This window comes from Nostoc sp. (genome assembly GCF_036917975.1).
Lineage (GTDB): Bacteria > Cyanobacteriota > Cyanobacteriia > Cyanobacteriales > Nostocaceae > Nostoc.
This window is the reverse complement of the sequence record NZ_JBALEJ010000021.1, coordinates 1-24,382: the sequence shown is the minus strand read 5'-3', so window position 1 is coordinate 24,382 and position 24,382 is coordinate 1. Positions and strand designations below refer to the sequence as shown.

Genomic DNA, 24,382 nt, shown 5'->3' with positions numbered 1-24,382 from the left:
CTCGACTGAACCTAAAATCAATAGTTTTAACCGGATTTCTTTACAAAACTTTACAACGTGTCCCATTTTGCACGTATCTGGAACTGTTGGCGAATTGCGATCGCTATCCTCAAAAGCTTGAGATGTCGTAGCGTCTCACCCCAGAAATTGCGGTTTAAATGAATTCGCCAATAGTCTCCGTATCTCGGCGGCCACCCAAGTTATGATCAACGGGAGAATAAAGCTAGTAACAAAGGATCAGTAATACCGTTGTTATTACTGGAAGTGACCACAGTTCTGTCATATAGCCTAGACAAAATTGCATTGCTACTGTCAGTTGTGTTGGTATTGCTTGAAGTAGCCACAGTTCTGTCATATAGCCTAGACAAAATTGCATCGCTACTGTCGGTTGTGTTGCTAGAGCCATCTGATGAACCAGTGCCACTAGTATTTCCATTAATTACTAAAATTTCGTTAGTCATAACACTAATAAAGCGACTATTAACCACCTCAACCGATGACCCATTATTCTGAATAGCTTCTAATAGAGAAGAACCATTGATAATAGTTTTATCATTGCCATCATTTCCAGAGAGGTTAACCTGAGCATTAGTCAGTAATACTGAATAATTGATCGGGGTATTGACCTCAAAAGTATCATCATCAATTCCACCCTGAATATTCAGTACAGCCGTATTACGGTTCACTTGGATATAGTCCTTTCCTGCTCCTGTTTTGATATTAGTAATGTTGCTTGTTCCTAAGATATTAATTCCTGGGATCAAAATTCCATCTACTATTTCATCTAATATATTCCCATTCGTGTCTACTTTGACACCAATTCGGAACTTATCATCACCGGCGTTGCTATCAATATTAGTTGTTGCACTTGTGTTGAGGATGGTGAAGTCATCATTACCTGTACCTAAATTGATGTTTAACGACTCAAAGCCATTGTAGTAAATACCTTCACCCATGCCTAAACCTGTTAGGGATGTATCTGTTAAAACTCCAATACTATTAGAAGTATCTCCTGAATTATCTATATTCAGAGTATCGACATCGGTCTGTGTTTCTCCATACATAGTCAGATGTTTTTGAATTTCATTGGTGCGGTTCTGACTACTGCCGATATTAACGATATCATCGCCTCCACCTGTGTAAAGATAAGTTGTTGTAGCGAGTCGTTGGATATTAAACGTATCTTGATTATTATTACCATAAATATACATATTTTGGGCATTAATCCAACCGTCAATGCTAATTGAAGCACCATTAGGATTTTGATTATTGTAATCGCCTTGAATCACAACATTGTTCCCAGCGTTTATGGTCGCAGTTGAGTTGAGTTGGAAATTATTTGCCACTAATAAAGTAATATCTGTTCCAGCATCTAAAGTAGCATTATTTAATATCCCTAGATTTGACGCAGTTAGAGTAATATCTTTTGCAGCTTGCACGACAGAATCATCGACTATCACAAAATTCATTCCACTTAAATTTATTGCATCTTGATGGCTAATCAACTGTTTAAGATTGACTCCATCACTTGTATTTTTCAGATGAATTGAGCCTCCCGTTACTATATCAAGTGAGGCTGTTGTGCTGAGAAAGATAGTTTTAGCATCGATATCTGTAGTTGTGCTTCCCGCATTGATGACGATATTTGTTCCCGCAATAATATTCTGATTAAAGTCATAGGCATCGGTAAACTTATAGAGGGCAGAAATAGAAGTGTTGGCTTGATTTGTGGTTTGACCGATCGCCAGATTAACTTCTCCAGTATTGGCAGTCATTTTTTTCACATTGACAGTCGCTGGTTGATTGTCAAGAGATTTTGCTGTTAAGTTTAAATAGGTTGAATTTTGTGCCTCAACACTGAGATAAATATTGCTATCAGTTACATCAGAAGTAACTGGTGTATAGCCTTGATTTAACTGAGCGTTAATTCGCCCATTCGCGCCGATGCTACCATTGAGCGCCGTTATTGTCAGGTCACGGGTAATAATGTTTTGCGCGCTTCCCTGACTAAAAATGTTGCCACCACTATAAAGGATAGTGCGGTCGTGCGGATTATCAATTACACCTTTGAGAATTAGGTTAGAAGTACCCCAGTTATTAATTGTAACTAAGGTTGGATTGGTTGCTAGCGAACTAGATGAACTTGTAGCATTGATCGTTTTACTGACATTAACTTTGCTGTAGTCAGGTGAAGAATATCCAGAACTAGCGGCTATGGTACTAATGTCATTAATAATCAGATTCTTATTAGAATAGTTCTGAATTTCTACTGAGTCAAATGCAGGATCTATCGCCGAATACTTTCCGTTATCGCTAAATGATCCATCTGTAGATATTGCCCCTGAGCTAAATGTTACTTTTCCACCACCATCGGCACTGATGTTAGCGACATTGATATCCGTACCGTTATCAGTGACGGTAACGTTATCGCTCTTGAGTGATACTTTTCCACTTGCATCAATTGATAAAACAGGGTTCACCGCCCGTGCTAGGCGAACAACATTGGATTTGAAGTTAGTGGTAGATGTAGCGTTTTGGGAGCCATGAGTATTTGCCGAGCCAAAGTCTAATGTTATGACAATATCGCCAAATGGAGTCCAGATTCTCAGTTCCCAAGCTTTCTTACTGTATGCATAGTTCGTATTATTGAAGCTATCAAAACCAGACTTCACATTCAGAGAGTTGACAGTTAGGGTAGAGTTTGCATCTGTATTAACAGTTGCCTTCAGGTTCGATTCATTTGTTGCATCTGAGTCGGTTTTACCACCTAATCCATCGCAATGAGCTAGAGCAGTGGAGTTAGTATTCACATTTCTGAAAATAGCAGTGAGATTGAGTTCGTCAGCTTTTAGCGATGCTCTAGAACCGATGTTAGTTGTCGTACTCGTGTCATTCAGATAAATATTAGATTTAGCTTGGATAATTCCAATTAAACCAGCAGCTGTTCCTAAACCCAAAGCATTCACATTAAGATTGTCAACAGCAGACTCAATTGTTAATGTTCTTGCTTCCAGGGTTGCAGCATTAACATTGGTTTGGTTAACTCCATTTACATTAAGGGTCGCAGTTCCGTAGGCAAAGGGTACTAATCCACCACCGCTAGCATCTGCTTTGATGCTGCCACTAGTATCACTAGAGGAGTGAACCAACAAATCTCTCTGAGAGGTAATGCTTACCTGATCGGCGATCGTTGTGATGGTGTTGTGGTTGACAGTGAGAGTCGTTTCTGCACTTCCTGCCGCAATCAAACCACCTGCGGTACTGTCACTTGAAAGATTAAATTTGTTACTTGACTGACCATCAATCGTCACATTACCATCAGCCTTAATCCTCGCGCCCAGCTTGATATCCGTAGAGTTGTTATTGTTAATGGTGGCATTCAGTTTACCTATGCCAATTCCAAGCAGTCCACCTGTCTTGGTAGTCGCCGCTCCAGTTAATTGGATGTTGGATAGCCCCTGAACTTTAACATCACCTGTGGTTGTAATTACAGCACTATTACCTACATAAGTATTCATTGCAGACGTAATGTTAATTGTCGCTTTAGCTCCACTACCAGCGATCGCTGCTCCTGATGATGCTTGGGAGTATACAGAGAATACCTGATCGCCTTGGCTTGGTAAAACGATCGCAGCGCCTGATGATAGCTGGTGTTTTGTTCCCGTTGCTGTTCCAGTATTCAAATCAATATGCAGGTTGTACATTCCAGTACTGACGCTAGTTAAATCGATCGCAGACTGTTTAATAAAGGTATGAAGTGAACCTGTACCTGTTAGTCCAGTCTTATCGAGACCTATAGCAGAACCGCCCTTTGTTTCAGATAGTTGGAAAGTCGTTGCCGTTGAGTTGACAACGTAATAACTCACACCTTCTTGCAATTCAACAGCTTCAGTTGTCAATGACTGTTTCTGTGTAGTCGTAGCCAAAGTAATTGCCGAACCGCCTTTTGTTGCAGATAGTCCGAAACTGTTGGCATTAATCAACTTGACATAGTATGTTTGCCCATTGGTTAAGCCACTTGTGTCTGTACCAGTGCCTACTGATTGGTAAATAACTGCTTGTCCATCTTGGAGACCATGATTCGTTAGAGAGATTGTGCTAGAAGCTGTGGAGCTAAAAATATCTGTACTATTAGCTTTCAGTCCAACCGCAGTAATTTTATGACTCGTTTCTCCAGTGGCACTAGTAATGTCAATAAAGTTTCCGTTCTTAGCGTCACTCTCTGTTTTAGCCAGTTTGAAGTGGTCATCGTCATCTTTAATGACGTAGTACGTTGTATTGCTAGTTAAACCACCTAAAGCGGAACCAGTAGCTGTATAAACAACTTGATCGCCGGTTTCAAAACCATGTTTATAAGAATGGAAACTGTCATCTGAAATAACTCTAGAAACCGTGTTAAAGACATTTTCACCATTTTCATTAACGCCATCAGCAAGTTTGTCATCAACTGTAAATATGGAGGAGTGTTTTTTGTAGACAACGGTATCGCCATTAGCAAATACGTTATCAACACTGTCGCTCACCTTCCCTTGTATCGTTGTAGCACCCGACACTGTGGTAATGTCAGCCAGACTAGCGCCTTCAGTAATGTCATTCGTCTTCTTAGGATCTGGATCGACGTATACCAAGGATAGTTGGATTGTTTTTCCGTCAATCACATTGACATAGTATTTCGTACCAGATACTAAACCACCAATGTCACTTGTTCCGCTCTCCTTCTCATAGACAACCTGTTCCCCCTGTGTAAAGCTATGTCCATTAGCAAATGTAATGGTATTGAATTTCGTGTCAACACTAGCTCCATCAAATTCACTACCCAGCTTAATCACTTTATCGTTTTGAGGATCAACAATTACACTGTATGAATGCTGGTCTGTTAGTCCGTCAATATCTGTAGCGCCATTACCACCATTAGAGTAAACAACTGTGTCTCCTGTTTTGAGTCCAGTACTGTTCGCAAAAGTAATGCTATCTGATGTGTTGTTGACCGCATTAGCAGGATCAAATGATGTATCAGCCGTAACAGGCGCTTTGCCTAAGCTACTTGCGATGGTGACGTTGCCAGCTTCTATTGTTGTGTTCGTGCCAACGTAGGTATTAATTGTGGGGTTGGAATTAACTTCAGAGAAAGCCAGCCCAACCGCTAACAGTCCATAACTGGCTCCTTTAGCAGCTGCATCGCCATCCACGGTGACATTAGAGCGTACATTTATGTCTTTAGCGACATTGATAGTGTTGTTGTCACCAATATATGCAGTGACATTAGGATTGACGTTAGCCCTAACGTCAACACCATTACCAGAAATAATACCTCCACCCGCTGCTGTAGCAGTTGCCGTCACCGATTCGTCAACGTTTGCAGTTACATTAAGGTTGTTCGTATTTTGAACTTGGACTCCTTGATCGAGATATGCCGAAGTAGCTCCAGTTTCTTCGGTCTTCGTTAGTACAACTCCAACCGCAAGGGCGCCTACAGCAACTCCTTGACCATCCGTTGCTAACTTAGAAACAGAATTCGCAATTACATTAACTACCTCAGCTTGACCATTTATATTAACTTTCGCATTTTCACCAATGTAAGCTTTGGAGTTATTGTTAGAAGTCAGATATGCAACAGCAGCACCTAAAGCCAAGCCTCCAGCTGCACCAGCTTTAGCCGTTACCGTTGTCGATTCTACAAACCCAGTTGATTGAATTGTGACTTTGAAACCATTAATGTTAGAATTTGCGCCTACGTAAGCCGAAGCATTATGTGTAATATTTGCGATTCCTATTCCAGCACCAGCACCTAGAAGACCGGCAGATGCTCCTGTTACTGAAACATCGAGATTGGTAGTCTCATAGGCATTAACAGTCAGGTTACTTCCAGCACTAGCAGTTCCTGCAATAAATGCTGTGGTTCCTTGAACGCTTGTTAGGGTATTAAAGACGGCTTTGGTGCTAATATTCGAGTTGCCATTGCTATCTTTACCCATTTTGTTCAAGTCTGTTAGTTGCTGATCTACTTTACTTTGGGTATCGCTAGCGGCTTCGTTACCATCATCAGACATACCACTGCTGACGTTGATGATGGAGACTGCACCCTGGACGCTAAAACCTAACCCTCCACCGAAAGCAACAACATTAGATGTCAATAATTTTTGAGTTTTTGCCTCTACAACTAAGTCCTTGTTAGCGTTGACAACCGACCCTTGAGAATTTATTAGATCGGTAGAGTCGATGTATGCACTCGTAGCATTTTTCATCGTAGTGATATCAATCGCAACACCAGCTGCGGCTAAACCAACTCCTACTGTTCCGGCATTAACATTTACAGTACTGTCATTGAAAGCCTTGATGTAAACACTTTGTTCCGGAACCGAAGATCCAGTGATTGCATTGATAGCAACATCTTTAGTATAAGCTTCAGTTGTATTCTGGAAAGAATTGACAGCTATGCTGGCAACAAAAGTACCTAGACCAGCACCACCAGTGCCAATTGTGACTCCAAGTTCGTCTTTGCTCGTTGCTACTACAGCTACACCTTGGAAAGATTCTGTTGAACCAGTTCCATCAGTTTTAGGAATGTTTATGCTTTGCTTGCCAACTCCATCAATACTTGCATTATTTACATAAGCACGGGTGATATTTGCTAGGTTATTGACAGCGATCGTGGCACCTAAGCCCACTAATCCTCCAGCCAAGGTTCCGCCTGTAGTGATCATCGAGTTTGTGGAATCCGCCAATATACCCACGCTGCCTTGAGCTATGATACTGCTGTTATTGACAAACGCAGAGATATTATTACTCATCTCATTTACTGCCACAGAAGCACCAGCACCGACAAATAGACCTAAAGAACCACCAGCAGCGATCGTATCAATTATGCCTCTGCCAGACGCACTCACGATCGCATTACCCGATGTCTCGATAGTTGTAAATTTGCCATCATCGGCTGTTACATAGGCTGTGACAATATTGCCAATATTGTTGTAAGCTACAGCAGCACCAACCCCAGCAGCCCCAATGCCAACACTAATTTGTCCGGCGAAAGATTGTATTGTTGCTGTGTCCGTAGCAGAAATCTCTACGCCATTAATACCAAAGATAACTGCATTCTTAGCGTGGGCATCTGTAGTATTCGTAATATTGTTGACTGAGACAGATCCTGTTAGCGCAATGCCTCCAGCGACTGAAGCCCCTGCTGATTTGCTCTTGATGATTCCTGTATTTTGAGCGAGAGCTTTTACTTGTCCTCCCGAGGCAACAGTACTATCACTGATATATGCTTGTGTGATGTTAGCAGAGTTATTTATAGCAACAGATGCACCGATCGCTGCTCCTCCTGCACCAGCAATTTGCCCTGCCAGAGATTGAACAGTTGCACTGTTGATTGCTGTTAAACTGACATTACCCTGAGATTGTACATTTGAGCCATTGGCAATATTAGCTCGAACTGTATTACTGAAGTTATTTACAGTAACTGCTCCACCTGCGGCAAAGGCTCCTGCGCCACTACCACCTGCCGCAATCGAATCAATTGTACTGGTGGATGTCGCAGTGAGTGTGACAGAGGCGGCTGTGACTGCTGTACCGCCGAGTTCAGCAATGATATTATTGGCAATATCATTGGTTGTGACTGCTGCGCCAACTGCCGCAGCACCACCAGCTGTTAACTGACCTCCCAAGGATGCAATTGTCGAAGTGTCAGTAGCAGCCAAAGTAACAGCACCTGCTGCGCTCAGTGTAGATACACCTGTTGTACCTGCCTTGATCGTGTTTCTGATTTTATTGAGAGTGACAGCACCAGCCGCCGCAACTGTACCACCAACTGAGCCGCCTATACTAGCAGTCTCAATTGTGTTATTCGAGGTAGCACTAAGAGCGATCGCCCCAGTCGTAGAGATGACGTTGGCATTAGCGATTTCCGCAGTGATTTGATTGCTGATGGTGTTAGTAGCTACAGAAACCCCGATTGCTGCGGCTGTTCCAGCTGAGAATTGACCCGCAAGCGAGCGAATAATGGAGTTGTCAGACGATGTTAATCCCACGCCGCCATTAGCTTGCACCTGAACGGCATCAGATATATGGGTTCTAGCGGCATTAGCGATGGTATTAGTAGCCTCCGCACCAGCTCCCGCTACACCAACAAGACCAATTGCCGCCGATGCTGCTACAGAGATGGCAGTGATAGTTGATGTTTCTGTTGCTTTTAGCTGAATACCACCAGAAGTTGCTGTCAAGTCATTGTTAATATTCTCAACAAAGGCTGCAACATCATTACTGATTTCGTTTCTGGCTAGAGATATACCGAATGAGATAGCCCCACCGATCGCAATTGTCACGCCAATAGAAACAGCCTCAGCGTTAGCAGCAATTGATGATGTATCAGTTGCCGTCACATTAATGTTGCTAGCACTAATGCCCGTACTACCATCCCCATCAATGTAAGCCTGTACTTTTGTGGCAATTTTATTTTCGGTACTGACTCCAGAACCACTGAGAGATGCACCGCCAATGCCACCTGCAATGGACATTGAGGCGGAGGCAACTGTAGCTTCTATGGTCGAATTAGAAAGGGAGGAGAGGTTAAGTGTTCCAGCTGCATTAATGCTAGAGCGATTGACGTAAGCCAGCACTTCGGATGCATATTGCTTGAGATTGACCTGTTTCCAATCCGAGGTTTTAGCGTAGTCAGCATTTTGCAAATTAATAGTTGCAGGATCACCAATAAATTCATAAATATCACCTGCTCTGGCTCCTTTAGCAATCAGTACGCGATCGCCTTGATTAACAGACTGTTCACCACTAGCAGTGGTGTACTTGTAGTTTGTATCTGTTACATTTACGTCCCAGCCAATGAGGTTACGTGCGATCGCCACCCCAATTGAGGCAGCCACACCAGCAGTACCACTAGCTCCGACAGCAGCAGATGCAGCCACAACTTTGGCACTAATTCCAGCCGTATTTTGAGCGGTGACGTTAACTGCCCCAGCACTATTGATCGCACTATCTTTGATATAAGCATTCGTTTTGGTCGAGATGCTATTAGTAGACTCAGCACCTGCACCGCTGACTGCTATACCCGCAGTGCCAGAAATTCCCACTGAGACTGAAGCGGCGACTGACACAGCTTGAATACTTCCATCAGTGGTAGCTGATAGTGAGACATTTCCTGTAGCTGTTTTGACAAAGTTATCTGCATTTTGAATATATGCTTCGACTTCGTTAGTCACCACGTTATGTGCTAAGGCTACACCAATCGACAGAGAAACCGAGGCAGTACCGGAGAATGACGCTGCTACTGAAGCGGCTCCTGCATCAGCCTTGATAGAAGAGGAGTCCTGAGCGGTGAGAGTGGCAGATTTTGTCTGAATACCTGTTGCGCCATCACCATCAATAAACGCCTTAATTAAAGTGGCAATCTTGTTTTCAGTACTAACTCCCGAACCGCTTGCTGCAACTCCCGCAGTACCACCACCGGAAATTGCCGCAGAACCAGCACCAACCCCAGCGTTGATAGTGCTAGTGGAGAGTGCTGTCAATGTTAAGTCACCACCAGCAGCCAAACTGGAATTTTGAATATAAGCTTGGACTTCAGCAGGAGTCCGGTTGCCATTGTCGTCATAGCCAATGAAGTTATTAGCAACAGCCGCACCAATTGAAACTCCGACACCAGCTGTACCACCGCCACCAGCTGAGATGGACACTGCCGCGATCGTTGCGTCAATTGTGGCAGAGTTTGTTGCTGCTAAGGTAACTGCTTCTGCACTGGCTACTACACTGTCTTTAATGTAGGCATTGGTTTTAGTCAGAATCGTATTAATCGCCGCAGCCCCAGCCCCACTAATCGTCACACCAGTAGTACCGCCGCCGCCAGCCGCAATCGAAGCGGCAACAGAGACAGCTTTAATAGTTGCGTTAGTAGTAGCAGTTAATGAGAGTAAACCTGTGGTTGTGGTCAAAGAGTCGTTTGCATTGTTCACAAACGCTTCTACTTCATTGGAGATTAAATTACTGGCTATGGATACACCAATCGAGAAAGAAACTCCTGTAGTACCACCACCAGCAATAGCGAGGGAAGCAGCTCCAGCATCAGCAGTAATCGTAGAAGAATCTGTAGCCGTGAAAGTAGCAGATTTTGCTTGAATGCCCGTTGCGCCATCACCATCGATAAACGCTTTTACCAAAGTAGCAATCTTGTTCAGAGTCACGACTCCAGATCCACCAGCAGCTACTCCCGTAGTACCACCACCAGAAACTGCGGCTGAACCTGCACCCACCCCAGCAGTGATTGTTCCGCCAGAGAGTGCTGTTAACTTCAGGTCTTGATTTGTCTCCAAACTAGAGTTTTGAATATAAGCCTGTACTTCAATAGGCTGACGGTTGCTGTCGTCATAGCCAATGAAGTTATTAGCAACAGCCATACCAATCGAGACTCCCACACCAGTAGTGCCACCGCCACCAACTGCAACTGATACTGCGGCAATCTTGGCGTCAATGGTTGCTGTGTTTGTTGCTGCTAAGGTAACTGCACCAGCACTTGTTACTACACTATCTTTGATATAGGCATTAGTTTTGGTGAGAATCGTATTAATTGCTGCCGCACCTGCTCCACTGATTCCTACTCCTGTAGTTCCTGCTGCTCCCACTGCGATGGAAGCTGCTACCGATACAGCTTCAATTATTGGATTTGTAGTAGCAGAAAGGGAGATTCCACCTGTGGTTGTCTCGAATGAGGTATCTGCATTGTTGATAAATGCTTCGACTTCGTTAGAAATTAAGTTACTGGCTACAGAAACACCGATAGAGAGTGAACCGCCAGTAGTGCTAGCGGCCGCTACGGCGATCGAAGCTGCGCCAGCATCAGCCTTAATGTTTGAGGAGTCCTTAGCGGTGAGAGTAGCAGATTTTGCCTGAATGCCAGTATCACCAGCACCATCAACGAAGGCTTTCACTAAAGTAGCAATCTTGTTCAGGGTCACAACTCCCGAACCGCTACCACTTATACCTGTTGAGCCACTAGAAGCTGCAACGGCAATAGAACCTGCGCCCACTCTGGCGATGATGTTTTCATTTGCCAGGGCATTCAGTATTAAGTCGCCACTGGCTTGAACACTAGAATTCTGGATATAAGCCTGTACTTCGGATGGGTTGCGATCGCTATCTTCTTCATAACCGATGAAGTTATTAGCGACAGCCGCACCAATCGCTGCGGCAGCACCTGTACTATCACCAATAGCCACTGAACCTGAAACCGCCACTACTGTTGCGTCGATATTAGACGTGTTATTGGCTTTAATCGCAACATTGCCAATGTGGTCGAGGTTAGAGTCCTTAACATAAGCGTTAGTCTTAGTGAGGATGTAGTTACCTGATCCTGCACCACCACCACTAAGAGCGATGCCAGTGCTACCTTTAGCAACAGAAATTGCTACAGCTATCGATTGAGCACTGATGGTATTTGTGGATAAAGCTTGGAGGTCGAGATTGACATCGGTATCATTCGATGAACTAACTGTAGAATCATCAATGTAAGCCGCAGTTGTATTGTTGATTTCGTTCTTAGCGGCAGATACTCCGATTGCAAGTGTTGCTCCTGTACCACTACTTGCCGCAACTGCGATCGCACCGCCCAGGGCAAAGGCATTGATTGTAGAGTTATCTTTGGCACTGATAGCCAGATTTTGACCACCGACTAGAATCGTTGAACCGTCAGTAATTGCACCAATAATAGAACTCTTAATCTTGTTAATTGCTACAGAAGCCCCAGCCGCAAATGATCCTGCACTGTCACCTTTAGAGACTGAGGCGCTACCTGCGATCGTGACTGATGTAATGACTGCATCGGAATGTGCATTCACACTCAGTGTTCCGTCTGCCGTTACATCCGCTTTATCGATAGTTGCTTTAATTGTGCTGGTAATTCTGTTAACTGCGACTGCTGCACCAATAGAAGCTTTGGGGCCACCTTCAGAAAGTTTGGCTGCCACTGCAAGGCCACCTGCTAGGGCTTGAATCTTCGAGTTATCTGTTGCTGTAACACTGACATCTCCCTGGGTTGCGATCGTTCCTGCAATACCTGCTATGACATTGTTAGTAATTTGATTGACTGCAACTGTTCCAGCAACTGCTAATTTTCCAGCCCCAGCAGCTGATAGGGTGAGATTAAAAATATCTTCATCTGTGGATGATTGAACCGAAATTCCATGAGCAGCATTGATGTTGGTTGCAGTTGAGGTTAAGGAGTCAATATAGGCACTAACATTGCGGTCGAAGAGTTCAAGATCTACACCTATACCGATGCCCGCAGCACCAGTGCCTACACCCAGTCCACCAGCAATGTTTTTAATCTTAGTAGTATCTGCGGCAAGCAAATTGACACTTTGGTTACTTCCAGCTTGTGTGTTTGCATTTTGGTTGATTTGCGTACCACTACCAATAGATGCGATCGTATCGACATTGAAGATATCTATAATCGCTGAACCGCCAACGCCAAGTTTGCCATCGCTGACTGCTGCACCGATTGCAATGGAAGAAAAAGGCAATAGTTGCAGGATATCCGAGCCGAGATTTTTGAAGAAGTTCCAGGCTAATGATTTCGCTATATCACTCAACTCATTAACGTAAGCCTGAAAATCTATTAACCCCTGTTCATTTTGGTTAACCAAAGAATCAAGGGTACTTGATACTTGATCAAAGAATGAAGCGAGTCCAGGAGCGACATTTTTACCACTATTGATCACCGCGTGAATCTGATCCAAAATTGGCTGCGCTAGTTCTTCAATCTGTGGGAATACTTCGGTTGTGAAAAAATCTTTAGATACTGATTTGGCTAAATCAGTTAACTCTGTCAGATATTCTTGAGCATTTATTACCTGATTATGATGTTCGGTGATTAAGGCATTTAGTTGGTTCTCTGCTGCCGCATAGAAGGGAGTGAGTTGAGGGTCTTGCGCCTTGCCTTCACTGATCAACGTACGCAGTTGGGCGACAATCGGCTCTGCCACCTCTTCAAACCGCGCTGATATTTGCTCAACACCAGGGATATTAGGAGCTACTGACTGAGCTAAATCAATTAGTTTGGTAACATAAGCTTCTGGGTTGAGCAGACCGCTCTGACTTTGAGCAATCAGGGAATCAAGCTGACTGGTGATTTGGTCATAGAAGCCACCAAGTTCAGCAAACTGCGACTTAGTATCACTGATGACTGTACGAAGTTTGTCGATAATAGGCTCTGCCAGTTCTGTCAGTTTTGGTAATAGTTGATCAATACCAGGAATATCAAGGCTAGGTAGAGCTATAGTTCCTTTGGTCGCATCAACTAGGTCTAAAACATCTTCAACTGTAACAGTACGCGGACTGAGTGAAGAGATGGAACTGATGGAGATGCTTTCTGAAGCATCTATAGTGGTGTTTGCACCGATAGAGGCTGTAGTATTTTGGTTGACGATATTAACTGCGATCGCTGCACCTGCTGCTCCGCCGCCACTGCCACCACTGCGAGAAAATGCTCCAGAAATAGCTAGAGTTTGTAAGACAATTGGGCTATTGGCGGTAACACTGACAGCACCTAAAGTTGATAGTTGTGCGCCATTACCGACAAGAGCTTGGTTATTGAATGTCAGCACATTGACACCAACTGAACCAGCAATACTCGCTTTACTGTTTTCGCTGTTACCACCTGAAGCAGCCAAACCCCAAACTACAAATTCATTACTTTCTTGATTTGGTGTTACGGCTTCAATCGTGATATCACCTTGTTGGCCTTCGCTGCTTTGAGCATTAATTATTGCCTGTGAACCAACACTGGCAATATTGTTGACATCTGCAATGTTCAGACCTACAGCTGCACTAACGTTCGCTTTGGCTTTACTGCTCAGGCTTGTACCTATAGCTCTGGCTGTGGCGTTGGTTTGACTTTGTGCGCTGACAGTAACTGCACCACCTTCTGTGATTATCCGTATGTTGTCACCAATTACTGCTTTATTTGTAGCTTTTTGCCAGTTCACACCAACTGCGGCTGCTACACCAACACCAGCACCACTAGTGCCACCAGATGCGCTATTACCACTAGGATCGCTAGATGCAGAGTTAGCACTGTTATTGCTACTGTTGACACTATCTTGTGCGCTAGGCAATGTTGACTGTCCCGATTGGGCTTTTGCTTCATCGTCAGCATTTCTTCCTTCTTGCTTATTGCCAGATGCACTAGCTAAAACCTTAGCACTACTACTCAGGGCGGATTGCGATTCAATAACTACATTGCCACCACTTGTTGTGAGGTCGCGCATTAATGTGGCAGTTGTGTTATCTGTAGAGACATTGACCGCTACTATTGCACCGACAGCCACTTTCTCACCAGCTGCTGTAGCATCACCAGATGTCAGAACTGCTCCTGTATGTTCAGCTTTGATATTTACGTCACCGCTTAAATTCAAAGTTCCAGTACCAGCACCTAGTCTTGCAGTTGTGTCATTATTGACAATTGCTACTGCGACTGCGGGGCTGACGGCAGTACCTCCACTGCTGCCTGCTTCAACGGTTGTTGTCACAATGCGATCGGACTTTGCGTTTAAGGTAAGTGCGCCACTGCCTGAAAGTGTTACGCTATCCTCAATTTCAGCGCGGACTGGATTGCTCAATAACAGGTTCAATCCTATGGAAGCACCAACACCAACGTTACCACTAGTAGCTTCTGAGGTGGCTTTAACATCGTCAATTTCATTACTAGCTGCAACAAGAGTAATATCTCCAGAGCCTGCATCAACAATGGCACCAGATTTGATTACTGCTTCATTACTGTTGTTAACAAAATTCAGGGCAAAAGAGCCTGAGACTCCAACATTTTCTGCTCCGGCACCAGATGTCGATTCTGCTGTGAAGTTGCTGACCCCATCACCATTGAGGGACTCATCGCTCATTTGGGCTTCGAGAGTGATACCATTTGCAGTTACTTGCGCTCCAGTACCTATTGTTGCTTGATTAGAAGCCTTGACGATATTCAGGGCAACTGCTGCACCGATGCCTATTTGATTAGAGCCGTCTACGGCACTACCGTCTGCTACGGCAGAGCCGTCTGTTTCATTTGATGCATTCAGCTTGAATTCGCCAGCTGCATTGATGACAAGGTTATCTGATAATGTTGCTGCCGTTGTCGAACGAGCAAGGTTCAGAGATAAAGCAGCTGCAATTGATACTGCGCCATCACTATTACTCTTTGCTTTGCCGTTGACATCATCTTTATACTGTGCAGAATCGGGGTCATTCTTACTAGCACCGTCAAGTTGAGTACCAATCTGCTCTTCGGCAGTTTTTGGTGGGGCTGATTTTGCGGGAGTGGTGGTTCCGGAAGTAGTTTCTCCAGTGGGAGCGGCTTCTTCCTCCGCGGGTGCAGCACCAGCAGAACTAGCGGTGGCTGTAGCACCAGTGGCAGCAAAGGCATGAGCCTCAAACACTACCCCACCTGTAGTCGAGGTGATGTTGCGCTGGGTGGTGGCAATGGTGGTGTCGTCAACGATGTTCAGGGCAAGGGTGGCACCAATACCGACACTTTCTCCGGCAGCACTGGCATCGGCGGTGGTGGTGGTGTTGCCCGAATGTTGCGCGATAGCTTCGAGACTACCGACTATTAACTCTCCACCTGTGCCAATGGTGGCGATGGTATCGTTGCTGACAATGGTTAAGGCGACGGCTGGGCTGACTGAGATTTTTCCGGCTGACCCAGCTTGAACACTGGTTTCACTGGTGGTGTTGGAGGTGGCATTCAGTGTAAGTTGACCAGCGTTGAGCAGGGTGACGTTATCCGCTAAGGATGCCTCGGCGCGGTTGTGTTCGATATCGAGGGCAAAGGATGCACCGACTCCGACACTGGGTGCACCATCTTCGGCGGCTGTTTGTGCGGCTTCGGCTTTGGTGATGGATTTGGTGTTGTTCTCGGCAACGAGTGTGACATCTCCACCACCCGCATCAACAATGGCTCCACTGTTGATGGATGCAATGCTGGGGTTAGCACCGATGAGATTGAGGGCAAATGACCCGGCTACACCAACGGATTTGGCACCTGCACCGGATGTGGCTTCGGCTGTGAAGTCGCTGATACCATCGCCACCAAGATTAGGATCACTCATTTTCGCTTCTAGAGTGATACCTTGAGCAGTCACATTTGCATTACCATCAAGACTCTGACCAATCGTTGCTTCATTAGTGGCATTGACGATATTCAGTGCTACAGCTACGCCTATTCCCACCTGTGGTGCGGCACCAACCATAGTACCGTCAGCAATGGCAGAGGCATCTGTCTCGTTTGATGTGGCAAGTTTAAATTCACCTGCGGCGTTAATGACTATGCCATCGGCAAGAGATGCCTGGGTACTGGAATTGGCTACATTCACCGCCAAGCCAGCCGCAATGGAGACTGAGCCATCATTAGTCTCAGCTTTACCTGCCAGTTGTTCTTTGTGTTTGGCAGCATCGGGATCATCAACGCTGTCTAGTTGGCCATTGGCTTGGTCTTCGGCAGTATTCTGACCCTCAGCTTTAGATGCTTCAGGGTCTGCTCCTGCTGCACCTGCCTTGGCATTTGCCTCTGAAGAAGCATAGGCAAATGCCCCAAAAGCCACACCGCCTGTGGTGGCTGTGATATTGCGTTTCGTAGTGGCGATTGTTTTGTCATCGACAAAGTTCAATCCTAATGCGCCTCCAATCCCCACTTTGTCGCCTGCGGCGGCAGCATCTGCTATTGCGCTACTTTTTCCTGTATGGGTTGCTTGAGCATCAATAGAATCAACTATCAGAGTGTCGCCACTGCCTACAATTGCTAAGGTCTCATTACTAACAATTGTTAGTGCCAATGCTGGACTGACTGCTATCCCACCTGCTGCTCCTGCTTTGACGCTGTTGTTACTACTATTGTCTGAAGTAGCTGCTAGGCTGAGTGTTCCAGCATTGTTCAAGACAACTTCATTCTGTAGTGATGCTTCAGCTCGATTTTGCTCGATCTCCAGCCCAATCGATGCACCAATACCTACTGTTCCTGATCCTGCCTGGGCTGCCTCAGCTTTGACTGTGGAACTGCCTTGGTTAGTTGCGGTCAGGCTGACATCGCCACCGTTAGCATCAACTACTGCATCCGTTTTCAGTTGGGCTTGACTATTGGTACTAAGATTATGTACAGCTAATGCACCTGCTACTCCGACTTTACTGGAGTTTCCAGAACCTGATGTAGCGTTAGTCGTAAAGCTACCATTTGTGGGTGTGAGTGCAGCAATCTCAATTTCGCCTGCATTGGTAGAAGTATTACCATCAATATAAGCATTATTTGTGATATCAACTACGCTAACAGCTACAGCAACTCCTACTCCCGTGGCATTGCTGCCTACATTACTACTATCAGCGATCGCAGAGGAACTATTATTTGATGCAGCATGAATAATTAATTTGCCAGAGGTATTTACTATAGTCGGATTATTGGAATCTTCTGTAGATATATATGCTTGCGTTTGGCTATTGAGCTTAGTGAATGCTAATGCACCCGCAACATTAACTGCGCCATCACTTGTTTTGGCTTGGTTCTCAGTTAACGATAGTGGATTTTGATCATTTTGAGTTGACCCACCAGGGCTAGCCTTTGCTGTTGTCGCAATATTATTGTTGGAGTCTGCTGATAAGATAATATTTGCTGCGGAAATTCCTTGACTGCTTGATCCATCAATATAAGCTTTTGTAGTGTTCGTAATGGTGGCAACTGCAATACCCGCCCCACCTTTGGCACCAGAAGCATCACCAATTGTAGTGGCGTTAATATTATTTGTAGCTGTGACAGATAAAGTTCCGTTGGCGATGATCGAACTACTACCAGAAATGTATGCGATCGCCGCACTATTAATAATAGAAGTTGCTACAGCCGCATCCGCTGCGGTATTAACATAAGAGCTTAAACCCTGAGCTAGTGCTGTCCCCGTAACGGTAGAACTACTTGTAATGCTGACATTGCCACTGCTCTCAATATGGGAGTTGATAACGCTAATATTTGCAGTAGAATCCAAATTGACTAAAGCGACAGGCAGAGATGTCACAGATCCAGCCACAGTGGATGTGGCAGACATATTGATACTACCTGCTTTGATGGTTGCCCCAGTTAAATTAATTTGAACTTGTCCTGATGCATTGAAATCGCTTTCAGTATCTGAAGCGATGAAAGCGATCGCACCATCAACACCACCTGATTTTGTAGTGTTGATTGTTACACCGTTATTGACGGTAATATTTTCTGCATTTACCGTTAAGTTCCCACCATTGAGAGTTAAATTCTGAGCAAATATTACAGAATCCTGACCTTCATTGCCATCAATAACTAACGATTTAGTAAAATTCGGATCAAGCGAATCTAAGGTAATTGTGTCATCACCTTTTAATCCTTTAATAGTTAATGAATTACTTGGATTCCAGAAAGTAATGCTCTCAAAAGTACCATTGCTACTTAAAATAGTTGTTTTGCCTGTAGTAGCTTTTGTAATGAGAACTTGATCGTTACTATCAGTAGCAGTAAATACTCTGTCTGCCGTAATGGTGTTATCAAAAATTGGTGCTAACCCGTCATAGCGAATCGTTTTGGTATCGAGCAGGATCTCACCTGAATGGGGTCCATTCGCAATAAATTTGGCACTGTTATAGGTTCCACCTTCAAGAACTAAAGTGCCTAAATTACCATCACCTCCATCTGCAACACCACTGAGATTACCATCAGGAGTAAAGACAAAGGTAGCATAGTTATTGGCAGAGGCTTTGAGATTTTCTACATTATTAAATTCAATACCGCTAAAGTTGCCAGAATTTTGTCCAGTGACGTACCATGTTGTGTCAAGATTTGGCCCGAATAGCGAATCGTTTCCCTGTCCACCATCAAAGCTAAATTTTGCCCCTGTACTCTTTAATGTATCGACAAGAGAATTATCAATATATAAGCTATCATTTCCAGAGCCTAGATTTACTGAAATGTTTGTATTTTGAGAAAATGCCAGCCCATTTATCTGATAAAAATGGCTACCATCGGTACTATACTCTATAACTTGACCTACACCAACCTTTAGATACAAATTGTCTGCGTTATCTGTACCTAAAAATGTTAGAGAGTTACTTGTAATAGGCTGAGAATTGAAAGGATCTAAATTATTAGATAGGAAATAACTAGAAGATGAAAAGCTTGTATCGAACTGAGCTGTATTAACTGGAGTAATATCCATATAGGTAACAATATGTTTTTAGTAGTTGATTTTGATTTGTAAGCACAAAAAACTAAGGTGACTTATGAGAAGGAAAAAAATCAGACTTTAAATGAAGCTGAAATTATTATCTGGTAAGGGTTTGATGAGTTAGCCTAATTCCTTAGCGTACAATTTTCCCGTTTTGGCACAGTCCTGCCAAATATTGGTGTAAAAATTTCATAGAAGCAACTGCATCTGTGGCGCACTACTCGCTATGAAAGGAACAAGTCAAATTTTCTTTCCTCCTCTCTCCTGTCTTGTTTCGCTGGAATACAAGCTAGGCAGGGATTAAGTTCAAGATAAGGTGTCTGTTCATACCATTTCACGAAATTATTGATACAAATAAATCACTATTCTTGCCTTCCCTGCCTCCCCTGCTCCCCCTGCAAGAATCTGTATCAATCTTAAAGTGAAACGGTATCACATAGAATCCTGAAGAGAGGGAGAAAAGAAAGATGATAATTCAACGAGCTAACAAAGATAGAAACTTTATTCAAAAATGACAAAAAAGGGTTAAACAATAGTTGATATTACCTACTACTAAAAATAGCTAGTTCTTCTGTTGGAGCAGTAAGTACTTCTATTTTTGGTTTATCTTCTGCATCGATTTGAGATTTAGATTCTTCTTCTCCAACCAGATTGCCCAATTGTTCGTTGGGAACTTCAATATTCAGCAGAGTAGTAGGTGCATTATTGAGAAACTCAACTCCGGTTGCTACCTCACGGTATGGGCGGTTTAAGAGGTAGTTGAGTAATCCATCACGTTGTTGCTCTGTTATTAGGTAAACTTTTTGCTTAACTTGTGCCATTATTTTACTGCCTTTTCTAATTAACTAAACATTGTAAACGATATGTAAAAATTCTCGTTTATTATTACTAGATAGACTGAAGGAAGCCATGAATTATGGTGTTAAAAGGTTTAACTACTCCAGTTTCTCAAAATTTAAACCAGAATTACATATCGATAGTTTTGTCACTAACATATCAAATTTCTCACTATTTAATTTTGTTTGTAATCAGTAAAATAACTGATTTTTTGTAGTATGACTTTGAAGCTTGGTAATCACTACTATTCGGTTAAGAAAAAAGACGGGGTAAGAGCAAGAGAAAAGAATTCGCGTATATATTACGAGAACTAAAATCTTAAACTTTATAGTCAAGGCGTGCATTCCAATAGAACGTTTGACCTAGAACAACATTGTTAGTTCTCATAATATGGAATACTAGTAAGTCTTCGTAATTTACAACACTCAGTCCTGAGTGCTGTTAGCGGTAGCGGGGCGTTTAGCTCGTGCTGAGTAAGAAGAGTAGGGCTGACTTTCGCACTATGGTAAGAGCAAAGCCCGATGTTAAGCGGAATCAACAATTCGTTTGGAGGTTGATACCCCGATGCCACTTGCTTTAGCCGGAAAACCCGTCCACCGCAGTGGCTCCCCCTTGTGGCGCGGTCTTTCATCTCAACACTCTCTTTGCCGAGGAACTCAGCACTCTTCATTAGCTACCCCGACGATACTTTCTGTGCGCGATCGCAAAAGTTTTCGGTCTACTGAGAGTGACAGAAGAGGGCTAACCAAAAAATATTGGATAAATCTTAGTATATTCACTGATCCGATCAAGTTTAAGTACGAGTAATATATAGCAAATTACGTACAATATTATGAAGTTAAGTAAAAGATGTTAAGCCTAACGACCATCAAAAAATTTATACAGCAGATTTAAACCTGGTGAAGTACAGAAGCTAAATCTCAAAGTTAAGTATGTACAAAACGTATTTTCCTTCTGAATTAACAAACTCCGTGGGTTTAAGTCCCCCGGTTCAATAACCGGCAAGTTTTGGGTCGGGGTCTAAATCCCCGGACGCGACGCTCGACTACTCGCTAACGCTGCGCTATCGCAGACTCGCTACCGCAAAGCTTTCACAAAACTTACTTCCGACTTCCGACTTCCGACTTCTTTAACCAATTCTTACTGAAGACCGAGCATCTCCGACTCCGCTTCTAAATTCTGCTGTAGTAATCAACTCACAAGTTAACCTAGCTCATTTATGAACTTTATATTTTAGTTCATCTAGTACAGTAATAATTTCTCACAGGACTAAACGTTACATATTTCATTCTTAACCGCTAATGCAATAAAAAGACCAATATTTTACTATTGGTGATAAATCTGATTACGACTGCAATATAAGACTCCTGTCTGATTTTTGAACAGGATTGAATCTGAAATCCTGTTCAAACAGGTTTTTCAGTCTCAGTATATTTTCAAAAATAAAATCAGAGTCCTATAGATGAGCAAGTATGGAAAGGATTTTTTTATAAAATACGCCTAATGTAAATTAAAAATACCTCTGATTCCATAAGGGTTTCTAGATTCGCCCAAAATCATTATTTTGGGAGTACCTATGAAGTAATAAGGATTTGGAGGCTTAATTCACATTAAACGTAAAGTGTATCTCAAATATTAGGAGAAGTGAAAATGCCCTCTATTTTTTCAGTTCATGAATTATCGATTGTTTTACTTATCCATAATCAAAATCCTACTCTGTTGAACTTGGATTTTCTTAAATATAGTGGCATTGTACCTTCACATTGGGAGTTAGCTAATGATCCGGTTTTGACACCAAACGTATCCCAAGTTATTTTTAATAATGGATTGAAGATAATTGCTGATGCCAATCGCACTATTTTTACAGAGATGATCGCAGGAAAATCGCCTAGTGATATTGCGGTTACTCAAGTTGCCAAACTCTATGCTCAAGTCTTGTCCCATGCAGAATATAAAGCGTTAGGAATTAATCCTGAAGGATTTGCGACTTTTCCACATCACCCGGAAATTGCCAAAAATTATCTATCTAAAACCCTACTATCTTCTCAACCTTGGCTAGTGTTTGGTAACACACCTCCAAGAGTTGATCTGAATATTTCCTACACGTTAGATCAAGGCACACTGAATTTGAAAGTTGGTCAGGGATTTATGCAACAAGAAAATGGAGAAGCTATCACACCGATAGTGAGGTATTCTGGCAACTTTGAATACATATTTCAACAGATGTCACCTTCCGAAAAATTAGCTGTTTTATGTAACTATCTGGATCAATGGCAATTTAATATACAAACCTTTACGAATTTGATTACAAATCAATTTCTTAACGGATTGAATACACCATTAATGGGAGGCAGCATAGATCCATTAATAGGTTCACCTGTTGAAATTGCACTGAGGTAAATAAAGAGATTTATACTTTTTTTGCTTATGCTCTTATAAAAACACTAAGTAAATTGATACTAATTGGTATTGATTTATATTCAATTATTTAGTGTTTTCTCAAATGAATTTGACTTGGTGTTCTGATTGCAATCATTAAATAACAAACGCAGAACTATTTCTATGAAGATCCATCCGTTGTACTGGTACGCGATAAAACAACCTATCAAGGGTCGTTATCGTAAATTACTGATTTTAGTATTTGTCAGACTGCTATTACCGACAGGATTGATATATACAACAATTCCTGCCGCCCAAGCTCAAAATGTCAGAATCGCACCGAGTGCTACTGGTGGAGCATTTACCTCTGTTGTGCAGGGTGCAAATGCAACGGCTATTGGTTCAGGAGCAAGCGCTCAAAGTCAGGACTCAATAGCTGTAGGCACTAATGCAATAATATCAACAGGCAGTTCAACTGGTGCAATAGCTATTGGTGCTGGTGCTTCTGTACCTGCTCCTAGTATTTCATCTTCTGGTGCAATAGCTATTGGTCAATCAAGTACTGCCAAAGCATCAAATGCAACCGCAGTTGGGAATTCATCAACCGCTGGAAATACAGGAGCAACAGCACTAGGAAACAGTAGTACTGCCTCAGGTACTTCATCTACAGCGTTAGGTGATACGGCAAAAGCTCAGGCTGGTAATGCGGTGGCTATTGGTAGTAATGCTACCACTGGTATTGCTGCTACTGGTGCGATCGCCACTGGTAATAACGCCAATGCTAACGCCAACAATACAATTGCTACAGGTAATGGCGCAAATGTTAATACTGGGGCAATAGGCTCCACAGCAATTGGCCAAGGAGCAACTGTGGCAGCCAATGCCACCAATGCGATCGCCACTGGTACGAGTGCTAGTGTTAATGCTAACAACGGGATTGCTACAGGTAATGGCGCAAATGTTAGTAGTGGAGCAACTGATGCGATCGCCACTGGTAGTAATGCTACGACTGGAGGTAGTAACTCAATTGCTACAGGCATTGGAGCCAATGTTGGTACTGGAGCAACTGCTTCTACAGCAATCGGTCAAGGCGCAACTGTCGCTGCCAATGTTACTAATGCGATCGCTACAGGAACATCTGCTAGTGTCGGAGCAAACAATAGCATTGCTACAGGCTTTGGAGCCAATGTTGGTACAGGGGCAACTGCTTCTACAGCTATTGGTCAAGGCGCTAATGTTGGGATGAATGCAACGAATTCTTTGGCAATTGGTCAAGCGGCTAAAGTTAATAGTGGGGCACTAGGTTCCACAGCAATCGGTCAGGGTGCAACTGTAGCAACTAATGCCCAAAATGCGATCGCCACAGGTACGGGTGCTAATGCCGGAAATAGCTATGCCACAGCAACAGGTTATCAGGCTAATGCCGGAAATACCTATGCCACAGCTACAGGTTATCTGGCTAATGCTAGTGGAGCAACTTCGATTGCTACAGGTACTCAAGCTCAAGCTAGTGGACTAGGTTCGATTGCTACAGGTGCTACTGCTCAAGCTACTGGTACCAGTGCAGTAGCTACGGGTTCAGGTGCTACTGCTACGGCAAGTGCAGCAACTGCCACAGGTGTTCAATCTAACGCCAGTGCTATTGGTGCCTCAGCTTATGGCGCTTCTTCTAAAGCCTCAGGGACTTCAGCTACATCTGTTGGTGATACATCTCAGGCAACAGCAAACTTTGCCACTGGTTTAGGAGCAAATACCACTGCCAGTGGCTTAAATTCCACTGCCGTAGGTAAAGGTTCAACAGCATCAGGTGCTAGTTCCATCGCTACTGGTGATACTGCCAATGCTCTAGCTGACAATGCGATCGCCACAGGTAATGGAGCCAAAGTTAATACTGGAGCAGTCGGTTCCACAGCCATTGGTCAAGGTGCAACTGT

Annotated in this window: 4 protein-coding genes; 2 read left to right on the top strand and 2 right to left on the bottom strand. The window is 43.5% G+C overall.

The annotated features are described in order from the left end of the window. Positions 1-206: 206 nt before the first annotated feature. Both V7K76_RS06840 and V7K76_RS06835 read right to left on the bottom strand, forming a co-directional pair. Entirely contained in the window at positions 207-19,223 is a 19,017-nt protein-coding gene (locus V7K76_RS06840) for a hypothetical protein (protein ID WP_334776726.1), read from the bottom strand. 551 nt (positions 19,224-19,774) lie between these two features. Further along, the gene (locus V7K76_RS06835; protein WP_334776727.1) at positions 19,775-20,053 is read right to left on the bottom strand and encodes a hypothetical protein; all 279 of its coding nucleotides are present in this window, start codon (positions 20,051-20,053) and stop codon (positions 19,775-19,777) included. 1,666 nt (positions 20,054-21,719) lie between these two features. On the opposite strand from V7K76_RS06835, the gene V7K76_RS06830 reads away from it, so the two are divergent. Both V7K76_RS06830 and V7K76_RS06825 read left to right on the top strand, forming a co-directional pair. Next, on the top strand, positions 21,720-22,469 hold the full coding sequence (locus V7K76_RS06830) for a hypothetical protein (protein ID WP_334776728.1): 750 nt from the start codon (positions 21,720-21,722) through the stop codon (positions 22,467-22,469). 162 nt (positions 22,470-22,631) lie between these two features. Continuing rightward, on the top strand, positions 22,632-24,382 hold a 1,751-nt coding region (locus tag V7K76_RS06825; protein ID WP_442936744.1), incomplete at its 3' end, for a YadA family autotransporter adhesin.